The following is a 13,996-nucleotide window of genomic DNA, read 5'->3' as shown; positions in this document are numbered from 1 at the left end:
CGGGCCGTCAGTGCATGTCGGCACCTGCCAGACAGGGGGGTGTCCGGCCGAGACACGTGGTGGGAGCAAGCCGTGGCTGGTCGAGGACGGTCTGTGGGAGCGGATCGAGCCGCTGCTGCCGGTGGTCGAGCGGCGTTTCCGGTATCCGGGACCTCGGCGGATCGACGACCGTCGGGTGCTGCGCGGGATCCTGCTCGTGCTGTACACCGGCATCCCGTGGCGGCACCTGCCGCAGGAGCTCGGCTTCGGATCGGGGATGACCTGCTGGCGGCGGCTGCGGGACTGGAACGAGGCCGGGGTGTGGCAGCGCCTGCACGAGCTGCTGCCGGCGAGCTGCGGGCGGCCGGGATGCTGGACTTCTCCAAGGCCGCCGTCGACTCTTCGCACGTGCGCGCGATGAAGGGCGGACCAGCCACCGGGCGCTCCCCGGTGGACCGGGGCAAGTCCGGCAGCAAGCACCACGTGATTGTCGAGGCGCACGGCATCCCTCCGGCGGTGACCTTGGCCGGTGGAAACCGCAACGACGTCACCCAGCTGATCCCGCTGATCCAGCCCGTTCCGCCGATCCGCGGCAGGAGCGGCCGACCCCTGCGCCGCCCCGCCGGGTCCACGCCGACCGCGGCTATGACCACGATGTCTACCGCGACAAGGTCCGCCGGCTCGAGATCACCCCGGTCATCGCCCGACGCGGCCGAACACGGCTCCTGTATCGGAGTCCACCGCTGGGTCGTTAGGGCGCCATCGCGCTGCTGCACTGGTTCGCGGCGCCTGCGCATCCGCTGGGAGATCCGCGACGACATCCACCAAGCCTTCATCACCCTCGGCTGCGCCATCATCTGCTGGCGACGGCTGAAGACCTCGGTCAGTCCCTAGTGCTGGGCGTCGTTGTTGCTGCCGAAGTCGGGTGCGTCGGTGGACAGCAGGTGTTCGGCGCCGCCTTCGAGGGCCTTGGCCGTCTCGGTGGAGCGGGGGAGCATGGTCTTCTCGTAGGTGCGGATCGCGTCGGCGACGGTGGTGGCGTTCGCGAGAGCGAGGGCGATTTCGCTGGCGTCGAGCATGGCGAGGTTGACGCCGACGCCGAGCGGGGGCATGAGGTGGGCGGCATCTCCGAGCAGGGTCACCGTCGGGTTGTGTTCCCACGTGTGCGGGACCGGGAGGGCAAAGATCGGACGGTCGACGTAGGGGCCGTCGTTCTCGGTGATCATCCGGCGTATGCGGGGCGACCAGTGGGCGTACTCGCCCAGGAGCAGGGCGCGGATGCCGTCGGTGTCCTCGACTGTCAGGCCGCTCGTGCTGATCCAGTCGACCGGGACGCGTTGGATGATGTAGACGCGGATGTGGTTTCCGCTGTTGCGCTGGGCGAACAGGCCGCGCTCGCCGTCGGCTGCGTGGGCGCTGCCCTGGCCGACCAGCTCGGCCAGGTCCGGGTGCCGGTTCTCGACGTCTGAGAACCATGCTTCCAGGAAGCTCACCCCGGTGTATTCGGGGACGGCGGGGGACACGGCCGGGCGGACGCGGGAGGAGGCGCCGTCGGCGCCGATGACCAGATCGGTCTGGATGGTCGTGCCGTCGGTGAAGTGCAATTGCCGCGGACCGTCGTCGGGTCCACTGATCGTGTCGATGGCGCGGCCCCAGCACACGGTTCCCGGTTGCAGGGAGTCGAGCAGCAGGTTGCGCAGCTGGCCACGGTCGATTTCCGGCTTGAAGAGTTCGTCGGGCGCCGGGACTTCATGGGACGTGATCGTGCCGGTCGGGTCCATCTGGCGCATTTCCTGCCCTTCGGGGCGGGCGAGCTTGAAGAACTCGTCGAGCAGACCGGCTTCGCGCAGGGCGACCTGGCCGTTGTCGGCGTGCAGGTCGAGGGTGCCACCCTGGTTGCGGGCGTCGGGGCCCCGGTCGCGGTCGTAGACGGTGACCGCTATGCCGTGCTGCTGGAGGATGCGGGCGCAGGTCAGTCCGCCGGGGCCGGCACCGATGACGCTGATGCGTGCCCGGGCGGGTTCTGGGGAGTTCATGGTTGTCCCTTTCAGTCGGCGAAGAGAGGCGAGCGGGCCGGGCATTGTCGACCTCGGCACCAACGCCGGATGTGCCCCGCGGAGGGCCTCTCAGGTGAACAGGTCGGCGCGGTGCAGACGATGACCAGGCCGACGAGGATGTGCCGCTCAGGTGCCCGCGCACATCCATAGAATCAGAGCAAGTCGAAAAGTGCAACGACTCTACTTAGCGACTGATTCGACTATCGAGTATGCTGTAGTCATGACCGTGCCCTCTGTCAGCCGCCGCGACCGCAAGAAGGCGGCCACCCGGCAGGCGATCGCCGACGCCGCACTGCGACTCTTCCTGGAGCGCGGCTACGACCAGGTGAGCATCCGTGACATCGCCGACGCCGCCGACGTGTCGACCGCTACGGTGTTCAAGCACTTCAGCGGCAAGGAAGCACTGGTATTCGACCAGGACGAAGACCGGGAGTCACAGCTGATCGCCGCGGTGCGGCAGCGCCGCTCCGATCAGAGCATCCTCGACGCCCTTCGACAGCACGTCCTGGACACCTGGCCGTCGATCGAGGCACATCCTCAGGCGGCCGAGTTCACCAACCTGGTGAACTCGACGCCGGTGCTGCGCGCCTACGCCGAACACATGTGGACCCGGTACACCGACAGCCTCAGCGCAGTCATCGCCGACGAGTTCGGCGTGGGGCACGACAACCTCGCATGTGTGGCTCTTGCCCGATTCGTACTCGAGGTCCCGGTTCTCGCTCGCGGCCGGCAGGACCGCCGGGCCGCCATCGAGGCAATCTTCGACATCCTCACCCACGGCTGGGAGCCGCCAAGCAAGCCGCCCGCGCCGTAGCACCTGAACCGTTTCCCGGGCCCGTCCTCGACCAGCCTCGGCTTGCCCCCCCCTACGCCTATCGGTCACACTCACCCCCTGCCTGCCAAACCAGACCTGACACCCCGTCATTCCAAAACGGCAAGCACCTCATTCTGATCCCAGTCCTAAGGCCCCCGCCGCGGAGGCGATGGCCTTCTGGAGCGCCGGCCGGGACTTGCACCTGAGTCCGGTGAGGTAGATGGTGGCGATCTTGTCGTAGCGGGTGGCCAGGCCGCGCCACTGCTTGCGCAGGTGCGACCGGATCGCGCGGCACCGCCCACCCGCTTCGGAGTCCCGTCCGGCGGCGACGGCTCGATGCGCGCCCACTGGGCGTCAGTCGACGACGCACCAAACCGTTCCAGCCGTTGGATGACGCCCAGTATGCCGGTCGAGTTCGCGAGAACAAGTCGAAATCCCCCCGTTCTCGCAGGTGAGAACGGGGGGAACGACCGACGGCCCGAACCCCCGCACAGCGGGTTCGGGCCGTCGGTCCTTCAGGGGTGGGTCAGAGGGCGAGGCCCGTCAGGACCAGGACCCGCTCGTAGGTGTAGTCGTCCATCGCGAACCTGACGCCCTCGCGGCCCACGCCGGACTGCTTGGCGCCGCCGTACGGCATCTGGTCGGCGCGGTAGGAGGGCACGTCGCCGATGACCACGCCACCGACCTCCAGGGCGCGGTGGGCGCGGAAGGCGGCCTGCAGGTCGTGCGTGAACACGCCTGCCTGGAGGCCGTACTTGGAGTCGTTGACGGCGGCGAACGCCTCGTCCTCGCCGTTCACCTTCCGCACGCTCAGCACCGGACCGAAGACCTCCTCGCTCGCGAGGGTGACATCGGCCGGCAGGTCGGTCAGGACGGTCGGCGCGTAGGAGGCGCCGTCCCGCTTGCCGCCGGTGAGGAGCTTCGCGCCCGCGGCGACGGCCTCGTCGACCCAGGACTCCACGCGCTCGGCGGCGGCTTCGCTGACCAGCGGGCCGACGTCGGTGGCGTCGTCGTTCGGGTCACCGGTGACCTGCGCCTCGACGGCGGCGACGATGCGCGGCAGCAGGCGGTCGTACACGGCGGCGTCGGCGATCACGCGCTGCACCGAGATGCAGGACTGGCCGCCCTGGTAGTTGGAGAAGGTCGCGATGCGGGCCGCGGCCCAGTCCAGGTCCTGGTCGCTCGCCCAGTCCCCGAGGACAACGGCCGCGCCGTTGCCGCCCAGTTCCAGGGTGCAGTGCTTGCGCGGCACCGAGTCCATGATCGCGTAACCGACGGCCTCGGAGCCGGTGAAGGAGATGACGGGCAGCCGCTCGTCCTGGACCAGGGCGGGCATGCGGTCGTTGGAGACCGGCAGGATGCTCCAGGAGCCGGCGGGCAGCTCGGTCTCGGCGAGCAGGTCGCCGAGGATCAGGCCGGACAGGGGGGTGGCGGGGGCCGGCTTGAGGATGATCGGCGCACCGGCCGCGATCGCCGGGGCGACCTTGTGGGCGCACAGGTTCAGCGGGAAGTTGAACGGCGCGATGCCGAGGACGACACCCTTGGGGAAGCGGCGGGTGAGCGCGAGCCGGCCCTGGCCGCCGGCGTCGGTGTCCAGGCGCTGCGCCTCGCCGCCGTTGAAGCGGCGGGCCTCCTCGGCCGCGAAGCGGAAGACTGACACGGCGCGGCCGACCTCGCCGCGGGCCCACTTGACCGGCTTGCCGTTCTCGGCGGAGATCAGCCGGGCGAGCTCCTCGGTGCGCTCGGCCAGGCGGCGGCTGACGTGGTCCAGGGCGGCGGCGCGGACGTGGGCGGGGGTGGCGGCGAACTCGTCCCGTACGGCGTACGCGGCGGCCACGGCCTCCTCGACCTGGGCGTCGGTCGGCAGGCTCACCGTGGCGACGGTGCGGCCGTCCCAGGGGGACGTGACGTCGAAGGTGTCCTCACCGGTGGCCTGGCGGCCGGCGAGCCAGAAGGCGTGGGTGGAAGTCATAGGGGAGTCCCGGCCCTTCCGCGTTGGGGGTGTGTGTACGGGGTGTGCGGGGTCCACGGTAGGGCGGGGCGCGGCGAGTCGTGTTTGTCCGAGTCGGAGTGGTGGGGGGCGGGGGTTCGACGGATTGGCGGACTTGGGTGGGGCGGGGCCCGGGTTCAGGATTCTTCGTCGCCCCCGCCGCCCCTTCCCGTCCCGTCCACCGGGGCTGGCGACGGGCCGGTGGTCCGCACCGGTCATTCGGGCGCCGTCGCCTTCAGCGCCAGCCACAGCTCCATCCGTACGTCCGGGTCGTCCAGGGAGCGGCCGAGGATCTCCTCCACGCGGCGCATCCGGTAGCGCAGGGTGTGGCGGTGGACGCCGAGGTCGGCCGCCGCCGCGTCCCACTGGCCGTGCCGGGACAGCCAGGCGCGCAGGGAGGCCACCAGGTCGCCCCGGCCGGTGGCGTCGTGGTCGCGCAGCGCCCGCAGCAGTCCGTCGGCGAAGGCGCGCACAGCGTCGTCGGCGAGCAGCGGCAGCACCGAGCCGGCCGCCAGGTGTTCGTGCTCCACGCAGACACGGCCGCGGCGCCGGGCCACCGACAGCGCCTGCTCGGCCTGCTTGTAGGCGGCGGACGCGGCGATGGGTCCGGACGGCGCCGACAGGCCGACGACCAGCCCTCCCCCGTCGCCGCCCGTGATCGGCTCCGGCGTCGGCCGGGAGGCCTCCAGGGCCGCGGCGTACTCGGCGCAGGCGGCGACGGCCGCGCCCTCGTCGGTGGCCAGGACGACCAGCCGCTCCCCCTCGGGCACCACGAGCACCGCCTCGCCGGCCCGTGCCGCCGCCGATTCGACGACCTCGGCGAGGGCGCCGAGCGGGTCGCCGCCGGTGTCCGCCGCCGCCAGGGCGGCCGCGGAGGGCTTGCCGGCGGGCACGCCCGGCTGCGGCCCGGCGTGCGCTCGGGCGGCCGAGGCCGACGCCGGCTCGGCGACGATCATCCGGAAGGGCGCGTCGAGCAGGTCGCCGTACAGGTCCCCGGCGACCGCGCGGGCGTGGTCCGGCTCGCCGGCGAGGAGCATGCGCAGCACGGCCGCGCCGAGGCGCTGCTCCGCCGCGTGCAGGGAGCGGGAGCGTTCCGTGGTGAGCGTCAGCAGGGCGATGGCCGCGTGGACGGCGTACCGCTCGGCCGTGCCGAGGGGCGCGGCCGTACCGACCGCGAGTGCCGCGCGGGCCTTGCGGGAGGTGCCGAGGGAGTGCAACTCGACGCGGTCCGCGTTCCCGGGGTGGTCCGAGTCACCGGTTCCGCCGACCACCGAGGAGGCCGGTGCGGGCCGCTCACGCAGCCGCTGCACGTCCGCCGTGAGCCGCGCGGCCCTGCGGCCCGCCCACTCGGGCGCCGCGGCGACGACGGCGCCCGCGGTGTCGTAGAGCGCCGCCCAGCCGTCGACCTGCGCGGCCAGCGAGCCCAGCAGCCCCTCCGGACCGTCGGTCAGTGCCTGTCTGGTCAGCTCCCGCTGAGCCGCGAAGCCCGCCGTGACCGCCCGGTACTGGTCGGCGGCGATGGCCGCGGACACGGCCTTGCTGATGGCGAGGAAGGGCGTGCGGCGCGGGACCTCCAGCAGCGGCAGGCCCTCTTCCCGCGCGGCCTCGACCAGCGCCTCCGGTATGTCCTCGTAGTGGACCCCGACGGCGAACCCGAGCCCCACCACTCCGGCCCCGGCCAGCCGCCGCACGTACCGGCGCATCGCCGCCGGGTCCTGCGCGTCCAGCGTGAGCGCGGTGATCAGCAGGAGCTCCCCGCCCTCCATGTAGGGCACGGGGTCGGCGAGCTCGCTGGAGTGCGCCCAGCGGACCGGCACGTCGAGGCGGTCCTCGCCCGCGCGCACGGTCAGCTTGAGCGCGGAGTGGTGGACGAGCGAGGCGAGCGTCGGGGGCATGGGGCCTTCAGGTCTGCGACAGGTGTGCGAGGGCGGTGTGGAATCTCTGTGATCTTTTGGCCGCCGCGTATGAACGGCCTGTGTCGATTCTGCCTCACCGTACGGTCCCGGCGGATTCCCGGCCGGAGACCTCAGCCGCGCAGATCCACCAGCAGCGGCGGCGCGTGCACACCGCCCACGGTCGTCAGCGACAGCACCGCGTGCCCCGCCGGCACCGCGTGCGCCAGCTCGGACGCCGACCACCGCTCGCGCTCGACCTGCCGTACCGTGACCGCCCGCGCGGTGGGCGCCTTGCCGGTGATCACGCGGCGCAGCATGTGCACGGCCTTGCCGGCCGGGGTCTCGGCGATGATCTGCCGGTCGGTGACGTCCCGGGCCTCGGTCCACTCCTTGCCCCACACCTCGGCGAAGTCCTGTCCGTCCCAGGGCGTGAGCCCGGACAGTGCCATCCGGCACCCGATGGACCCGAGCAGCGGCCCCCGCAGCGGACGCGGTACGTCGTCCAGGGTGCGCAGGGTCAGGAGGACCCCGGCGCCGGCGGAGCGCAGCCGCTGGACGCCCCGGACGGCCTCCGGCGTGACGACACCGCTCGCGTCGTCCAGCACCAGGCAGGCGAACAGCGACCGGTCCTCCCGCACCGACACGCTCGCCGTGAACTGGGCGAGCACCAGCCGGGCCAGGATGCGCGAGGCGTCCGCGTGGCCGCGCTCGGGCAGGTCGATGCGGACCCGCACCGGATGGTCGAGGGCCTTGAGCGAGAACGGCCGGGTCTGTCCCGAGGTGTCGAAGAAGGAGGCGAAGGCGGGCCGGTCGAGGAGCGCCACCCGGTCGGCCAGGATGCCGCCCACGTCGCCGGGGTGCCCCATCTGCCGCTCACGGGCGTCCAGTTCGCGCAGCAGCGACTCCTGCCCGGTCTCCTGCAGGCCCTGGCGCAGCTCGGCCAGCGGCCCGGGCGTCCCGTCGAGGAGCTGCCGCAGCTCCGGTACACCGGGGAAGCGTCCGTGCACCGCCCGGAACGGGCCGAGGAGCTGGGCGAGGACGGTGGTGGAGCGGCGGGTGTCGCTGCCGGGGTGGGGGTCGGCGAGGTCGCCGACCAGGGCCTCGGCGAGGACGGCGGCGGCCTCGTCGGGGTCGGTCGTGCCGCCGTACAGGTCGAGGTCGTACACGGAGTCCGGGTTCCCGATCCGCACGACGACGTCGTAGGCGTCGGCCGCGCCGAGTCCGGCGCCGGCCGCGCCGACCACGACGACCGCGGCCCGGCCGGCCAGGGCGTGCAGGCACAGCGACTCGGCGACCGGCCGGACGACGGCGCCGGTCTTGCCCGACCCCGCCGGTCCGACGGCGAGCAGGGAGGTGCCGAGCAGGTCCGGTCCGAGGGCGAGGCCCGCGCCGCGGTAGGCGTAGGGGTTGCGGGTGTCGTCGGCGGCCGTGCCGAGCCGTACCTGCCCGGTGACCAGGTCGTGCCGGGCCTGCCGGGAGGGCAGGTCGCGGGCGCCTGAGGGGTGCGGGCAGGCGCCGGCGCCGTGGCTGAGCACGGCACCGGTGAACGTGGCGAGGCTGTGCCGGCCGCGCACCACGCCCTGCCAGGCGCGGGCGATGCGGGCGTGGTCGACGTCCCGCATCAGCCCGGAGCGCGCGTCTGCGGCGAGCCGTTCGGCGGCGTCGGCGGCACCGGCGGCGCGCAGGGCGGGCCAGGCGGCGGGGTCCTCCTCGGGGGCGGGCGGCGGGCCGCCGCCCGGGGTGGATCGGCGCCAGGCGGGCGGGCCGTAGCGGCGCCAGATCTCACTCCAGCGGCCGAGCCGGCCGACGCCGACCATGATGATCGCGGCGATCAGGACGTAGTAGGCGTAGACGGCCACGACCGCGCCGAAGCTGTGGGGCTCGGCCCAGGAGTCCGGGATCATGGCGTAGAGGGGCAGCAGCCACCAGCCGCCGAGGTAGCCGTTCCACAGCAGCGACCAGATCAGCCAGCCGACCAGGAAGGCGATCAGCGCCCCGCTCAGCAGTTGCCGCGCCGGGATCAGCTCGGGCTCCTCCTCCGGTCGCGGCCGGTGCCCGAAGCGCCACACACCGGGCAGCGCCTCGGGGCGCGGGGTGCGCAGCCAGGCCAGGAACGCCGAGCCGTCCGGCAGCGGGGGCACCGCCGGTGCCGGGGGCGTCCCGGGCTGCCGGGTCGGCCGCGGCGGCGCCGCGGGCACCTCGGGGGGCCCCGCCGGACGCGGCACAGGATTCGCGTGCGTACCCCGCGTGTCCCGCATGCCGTCGCTGTCCATCGCCGTTGCCCCCTGACCAGCCGCTCCGTCCACCGTCCGCGAGCCAATCTAACGCCCTCCCAGGGCGAGTTCACCGCTTACGCGGCCGGGCCCGCGCCGACGTGTCCACATGTCTCCCCGTCCGCCACCTGTCCACCGCGGACAACCGGCGGCGCGGACAACGCCCACATGGAGCATGCCCACCCCCCGCTCCCGGTCCTAGCCTGCGAGAAAAGAAGGCAAGCGTCCGAAAAGAGCCACAGGAGCCCCCATGACCGCACTTCCGCAGGAGCGCCGCGTCGTCACCGCCATTCCCGGCCCGAAGTCGCAGGAGCTGCAGGCCCGCCGGACCGCCGCGGTCGCGCAGGGCGTGGGCTCCACGCTGCCCGTCTTCGTCACGCGCGCCGGCGGCGGTGTCATCGAGGACGTCGACGGCAACAGCCTGATCGACTTCGGCTCCGGCATCGCCGTGACCTCCGTCGGCGCCTCCGCCGAGGCCGTCGTCCGCAAGGCGTCCGCCCAGCTCGCCGACTTCACCCACACCTGCTTCATGGTCACGCCGTACGAGGGCTACGTCGCCGTCGCGGAGGCGCTGGCCGAGCTGACCCCGGGCGACCACGCCAAGAAGTCGGCGCTGTTCAACAGCGGCGCCGAGGCCGTCGAGAACGCCGTCAAGATCGCCCGTGCGTACACCAAGCGCCAGGCGGTCGTCGTCTTCGACCACGGCTACCACGGCCGGACCAACCTCACCATGGCGCTGACGGCGAAGAACATGCCGTACAAGCAGGGCTTCGGTCCGTTCGCGCCCGAGGTGTACCGCGTGCCGGTCGCCTACGGCTACCGCTGGCCGACCGGCCCGGAGAACGCCGGCCCGGAGGCCGCCGCCCAGGCGATCGACCAGATCGCCAAGCAGGTCGGCGCCGAGAACGTGGCCGCGATCATCATCGAGCCGGTGCTCGGCGAGGGCGGCTTCATCGAGCCGGCCAAGGGCTTCCTGCCGGCGATCCGCCAGTTCGCCGCCGACCACGGCATCGTCTTCGTCGCGGACGAGATCCAGTCCGGCTTCTGCCGCACCGGCCAGTGGTTCGCGTGCGAGGACGAGGGCATCGTGCCGGACCTGATCACCACCGCCAAGGGCATCGCCGGCGGTCTGCCGCTGGCCGCCGTCACCGGCCGCGCCGAGATCATGGACTCCGCGCACGCCGGCGGCCTCGGCGGCACCTACGGCGGCAACCCGGTCGCCTGCGCGGGTGCGCTCGGCGCGATCGAGACGATGAAGGAGCTCGACCTCAACGCGAGGGCGAAGCGGATCGAGGAGGTCATGAAGGCCCGCCTCACCGCCATGGCCGAGAAGTTCGACATCATCGGCGACGTCCGGGGCCGCGGCGCGATGATCGCCGTGGAGCTGGTCAAGGACCGCGCCACCAAGGAGCCGAACCCGGAGGCGACCGCCGCGCTCGCCAAGGCCTGCCACGCCGAGGGCCTGCTGGTCCTGACCTGTGGCACCTACGGCAACGTGCTGCGTTTCCTGCCGCCGCTGGTCATCGGCGAGGACCTGCTGAACGAGGGCCTCGACATCATCGAGCAGGGCTTCGCCCGCGTCTGAACCGCGCTCCCGAGCCCGCCGCGAGCCCGCACCCGCAGGTGCGGGCTCGCGCGTGTGCGCGACCGGCCGAACGCGCATCTGAGCCGTGGTTCGCACGCCTGGCACGGCGAACCGCAGAGCGTGTGAAGAAGGTGTGGGGGGTGGATGTCAGGTCGCCGATGGCCCTGTCCTGAGCCCACCCCCTGCCGTAGGTTCTACGCAGATGAGAGATGCACCCCGCCCACGGGGGACCGTGGGCGGAAGCTCAGGCCGGAGCCTCCCCAGCTTCGACCTGGTCGTGCCTCGCGCACACAACCGGGACCCGAGGGTTCCGGGTCTCCTCACCGATCGGACGGTCGCTCGCCCCAAACCCCCCGGGGCGCGCGACGTTCCGGTCAGGACGCCGCCTCGGCACCCGGGACGGTGGTTCACCGAGGGGCCGGCACACTCCCCCCCTTGTGCCGGCCCCTCGGTGTTCGCTCGGGGCTATCACCCGGCCCGCCCACGTTTCCGCGGCACTCGTACGCTCCGCACGGGCGGTGAGCGCACGCGAGAGCCGGAGCCTGGCAGGCTGGTGCCATGCCGGTCTCCTCACCCCGCCCGCTCCGCGGCCCGCTCGGGCTGCTCGCCGTGCCCGTGCTGCTCTTCGTCCTGATCACCTGGCAGGTCGTCGCCGACGGGCCGCTGGTGGGGATGGACGAGCGGGTGAGCCGGGCGTTCGTCCACCCGGACCGCTTCTCCGAGCTGCTGGCCGACCTGGGCGACGTGCAGGTGGCGGTGCCCGTCCTCGCCCTCGCACTGGCCGGTGTCGCGTGGCTCGGACGTGCCAGAGGTGTGGACCGCTGGTGGCTGCCGCCCCTCGCCGGGGTCGCGGCCATGGTCCTGGTGCCGGCGCTGGTCGCCCCGCTGAAGGAGTGGACCGACCGCCCCGGCACCCCGGCGGTGCCCCCGGCCGTCGGCTACTACCCGTCCGGCCACACCGCCACGGCGGTCGTCGCGTACGGCGCGGCGACGCTGCTGCTCCTTCCGCTGCTGCGTGCGCCGGCCGTGCGCCGCCTGCTCGTCGTGCTCTGCGCCGTCCTCGTCCTCGGCGTCTCCTACGGGCTGGTCCGCCGGGGCTACCACTGGCCGCTGGACGTGGTGGCCAGCTGGTGCCTGGGGGCGGTCCTGCTGACGGGTGTGTCGCTGCCGCTCAGCCGAAGTAGGCGTCGAAGTTCCGCTGGAACTCCCAGTTCGCGTACCGGTCCCAGTTGATCGACCAGGTCATCAGGCCGCGCAGGCCCGGCCAGGTGCCGTGGGTGGTGTACGAGCCGCAGTCGGTCTTCCTGGTCAGGCAGTCGAGGGCCTTGGTGACCTCGGCCGGTGAGACGTGGCCGTTGCCCGCGTTGGTGAAGGCGGGCATGCCGATCGCGACCTGGTCGGGGCGCAGCGGCGGGAAGACGTTGTTCGCGTCGCCCGCGACCGGGAAGCCGGTGAGCAGCATGTCCGTCATGGCGATGTGGAAGTCGGCGCCGCCCATGGAGTGGTACTGGTTGTCGAGCCCCATGACCGGGCCGGAGTCGTAGTCCTGGACGTGCAGCAGGGTCAGGTCGTCGCGCAGGGCGTGGATGACCGGGAGATAGGCGCCGCAGCCGCGGGTCCTGGCCGCCCCACTTGCCGGTGCCGTAGAACTGGTAGCCGTTCTGCACGAAGAAGGTCTCCGGGGCCATGGTCAGCACGAAGTCGTCGCCGTACCGGGCCTTCAGGGTCCTGACGGCCGAGATCAGGTTGACGATCACCGGGGTCCTCGGGTTCCGGAAGTCCGTGTCGTCGGCGTTCAGGGAGAGGGAGTGGCCCTCGAAGTCGATGTCGAGGCCGCCCCGGGTACGGCACGACGATCCAGCTGCCGGGTCCGGCCGTCCGGGCGGGCATTACGCGGGTCGGTGCGACTCATTGGGGTGAACCGCGTCACACCCCGGGTCCGGGCCGGTCAGCTGTCGAAGCCGAGGCCCAGCCTGTCCATCGTCCGCAGCCACAGGTTGCGCCGGCCGTCCCGCGCGTCCGCCCGGGCCAGGGACCACTTGGTGAGCGCGATGCCGGTCCAGGCGAAGGGCTCGGGCGGGAACGGCAGCGGCTTCCTGCGCACCATCTCCAGGGCGGTGCGCTCGGTGCGCTCCCCCGCCAGCAGGTCGAGCATCACCTCGGCGCCGAACCGGGTCGCGCCCACGCCGAGGCCGGTGTACCCGGCCGCGTAGGCGACCCGGCCCCCGTGCGCGGTGCCGAAGAACGCCGAGAAGCGCGAGCAGGTGTCGATGGCGCCGCCCCAGGCGTGCGTGAAGCGGACGCCCTCCAGCTGCGGGAAGCAGGTGAAGAAGTGCCCGGCCAGCCTGGCGTACGTCTCCGGACGCTCGTCGTACTCGGCGCGCACCCGTCCGCCGTACGGATAGACCGCGTCGTAACCGCCCCACAGGATCCGGTTGTCGGCGGACAGCCGGAAGTAGTGGAACTGGTTGGCGCTGTCGCCGAGGCCCTGCCGGTTCTTCCAGCCGATCGAGGCGAGTTGCCCCTCGGTGAGCGGCTCGGTCATCAGGGCGTAGTCGTAGACCGGGACGGTGTAGGAGCGCACCCGCCTGACCAGGTTCGGGAAGACGTTGGTGCCGAGCGCGACGGTGCGGGCGCGGACACCGCCGTACGGGGTGCGCACGGACATGCCGGCGCCGTACGGCCGCAGGGTGAGCGCCGGGGTGTGCTCGTGGATGCGCACGCCGAGGTCGAGGCAGGCCCGCTTGAGGCCCCAGACGAGCTTGGCGGGGTTGACCATGGCCACGCCCCGGCGGTCGTACAGGCCGGCCCGGAAGGTGGGTGAGTCGACCTGTTCCCGGACGGCGTCGGCGTCCAGGTACTCGATGCCGTCGGCGAGGCCCTTCGTCCGGATCTCCTCGTACCAGTCCGCCAGTTCCCGGGCCTGGTACGGCTCGGTCGCGACGTCGATCTCGCCGGTGCGTTCGAACTCGCAGTCGAGGGAGTACCGGGCCACCGCGGCCTCGATCGCGTCGAGGTTGCGGGCGCCCAGCTCCTGAAGCCGGTGGATCTCGCCGGGCCACCGGGTGAGGCCGTTGGACAGCCCGTGCGTGAGGGAGGCCGCGCAGAAACCGCCGTTGCGGCCGGAGGCGGCCCAGCCCACCTCGCGGCCCTCCAGCAGCACCACGTCCCGGCCCGGGTCGCGCTCCTTGGCGATCAGCGCGGTCCACAGTCCGCTGTAGCCGCCGCCGACGACCAGCAGGTCGCAGGTGGTGGGACCGGTGAGGGCGGGCTCGGGGCGGGGGCGGCCGGGGTCGTCCAGCCAGTACGGGACCGGCTGGGCGTCGGAGAGGGATCTCGTCCAGTCGTTGCTGCGGCTCATGGCGCTCGGGGCCATGATTTCAACTCCCTACGAATGCGTGAG

General features: G+C 72.7%; 8 protein-coding genes and 2 pseudogenes. 4 read left to right on the top strand and 6 right to left on the bottom strand.

The genetic code is table 11. The features are described 5' to 3' along the window. Positions 1 to 76: 76 nt before the first annotated feature. Positions 77 to 873: pseudogene (locus tag AC0VYN_RS07720) on the top strand (IS5 family transposase). Here the strand turns inward: AC0VYN_RS07720 and AC0VYN_RS07715 are convergent. Beyond that, positions 870 to 2,015 (bottom strand): FAD-dependent oxidoreductase, encoded by a 1,146-nt coding sequence (locus tag AC0VYN_RS07715; protein ID WP_475535312.1) that lies wholly within the window; start codon positions 2,013 to 2,015, stop codon positions 870 to 872. The pseudogene AC0VYN_RS07720 and the gene AC0VYN_RS07715 overlap by 4 nt on opposite strands. Before the next feature lie 241 nt (positions 2,016 to 2,256). On the opposite strand from AC0VYN_RS07715, the gene AC0VYN_RS07710 reads away from it, so the two are divergent. Beyond that, positions 2,257 to 2,850 carry a TetR/AcrR family transcriptional regulator gene (locus AC0VYN_RS07710; RefSeq protein ID WP_475535311.1) on the top strand — a complete coding sequence of 198 codons (594 nt, stop codon included), beginning with the start codon at positions 2,257 to 2,259 and terminating at the stop codon, positions 2,848 to 2,850. A gap of 526 nt (positions 2,851 to 3,376) precedes the next feature. Here the strand turns inward: AC0VYN_RS07710 and AC0VYN_RS07705 are convergent. The 3 genes from AC0VYN_RS07705 to AC0VYN_RS07695 all read right to left on the bottom strand — a co-directional run bounded on the left by AC0VYN_RS07705 (position 3,377) and on the right by AC0VYN_RS07695 (position 9,008). Continuing rightward, the gene (locus AC0VYN_RS07705; RefSeq protein ID WP_451690491.1) at positions 3,377 to 4,822 is read right to left on the bottom strand and encodes an aldehyde dehydrogenase family protein; all 1,446 of its coding nucleotides are present in this window, start codon (positions 4,820 to 4,822) and stop codon (positions 3,377 to 3,379) included. Between the two features lie 233 nt (positions 4,823 to 5,055). Next, on the bottom strand, positions 5,056 to 6,735 hold the full coding sequence (locus AC0VYN_RS07700; RefSeq protein ID WP_475535310.1) for a PucR family transcriptional regulator: 1,680 nt from the start codon (positions 6,733 to 6,735) through the stop codon (positions 5,056 to 5,058). A gap of 131 nt (positions 6,736 to 6,866) precedes the next feature. Further along, entirely contained in the window at positions 6,867 to 9,008 is a 2,142-nt protein-coding gene (locus AC0VYN_RS07695; RefSeq protein ID WP_475535309.1) for an ATP-binding protein, read from the bottom strand. A gap of 250 nt (positions 9,009 to 9,258) precedes the next feature. Between AC0VYN_RS07695 and gabT the strand changes: the two genes are divergently transcribed. Then, positions 9,259 to 10,593 (top strand): 4-aminobutyrate--2-oxoglutarate transaminase, encoded by a 1,335-nt coding sequence (gene gabT, locus AC0VYN_RS07690; RefSeq protein ID WP_385458558.1) that lies wholly within the window; start codon positions 9,259 to 9,261, stop codon positions 10,591 to 10,593. A 558-nt stretch (positions 10,594 to 11,151) separates the two neighbouring features. Then, positions 11,152 to 11,826, top strand: a complete 675-nt coding sequence (locus tag AC0VYN_RS07685; RefSeq protein ID WP_475535308.1) for a phosphatase PAP2 family protein — start codon at positions 11,152 to 11,154, stop codon at positions 11,824 to 11,826. On the opposite strand, the pseudogene AC0VYN_RS07680 reads toward AC0VYN_RS07685, so the two are convergent. After that, positions 11,765 to 12,428: pseudogene (locus AC0VYN_RS07680) on the bottom strand (chitinase); the annotation flags it as partial. The gene AC0VYN_RS07685 and the pseudogene AC0VYN_RS07680 sit on opposite strands and share 62 nt — an antisense overlap. Positions 12,429 to 12,541: 113 nt before the next feature. Further along, the gene (locus AC0VYN_RS07675) at positions 12,542 to 13,969 is read right to left on the bottom strand and encodes an NAD(P)/FAD-dependent oxidoreductase (protein ID WP_475535307.1); all 1,428 of its coding nucleotides are present in this window, start codon (positions 13,967 to 13,969) and stop codon (positions 12,542 to 12,544) included. Between the last annotated feature and the right edge of the window lie 27 nt (positions 13,970 to 13,996).

This window comes from Streptomyces sp. 63XJN7_1_ISO-PGPR-S23-121, from assembly GCF_056173025.1.
Note: the sequence above shows the minus strand (reverse complement) of the source record. Positions and strands in the feature narration are given on the sequence as shown.

What these genes read in the sequence shown, in the direction of transcription:
- AC0VYN_RS07715 (WP_475535312.1), bottom strand. Translation starts at nt 2,015, where the DNA reads ATGAACTCCCCAGAACCCGCCCGGGCACGCATCAGCGTCATCGGTGCC.
- AC0VYN_RS07710 (WP_475535311.1), top strand. Translation starts at nt 2,257, where the DNA reads ATGACCGTGCCCTCTGTCAGCCGCCGCGACCGCAAGAAGGCGGCCACC.
- AC0VYN_RS07705 (WP_451690491.1), bottom strand. Translation starts at nt 4,822, where the DNA reads ATGACTTCCACCCACGCCTTCTGGCTCGCCGGCCGCCAGGCCACCGGT.
- AC0VYN_RS07700 (WP_475535310.1), bottom strand. Translation starts at nt 6,735, where the DNA reads ATGCCCCCGACGCTCGCCTCGCTCGTCCACCACTCCGCGCTCAAGCTG.
- AC0VYN_RS07695 (WP_475535309.1), bottom strand. Translation starts at nt 9,008, where the DNA reads ATGGACAGCGACGGCATGCGGGACACGCGGGGTACGCACGCGAATCCT.
- gabT (WP_385458558.1), top strand. Translation starts at nt 9,259, where the DNA reads ATGACCGCACTTCCGCAGGAGCGCCGCGTCGTCACCGCCATTCCCGGC.
- AC0VYN_RS07685 (WP_475535308.1), top strand. Translation starts at nt 11,152, where the DNA reads ATGCCGGTCTCCTCACCCCGCCCGCTCCGCGGCCCGCTCGGGCTGCTC.
- AC0VYN_RS07675 (WP_475535307.1), bottom strand. Translation starts at nt 13,969, where the DNA reads ATGGCCCCGAGCGCCATGAGCCGCAGCAACGACTGGACGAGATCCCTC.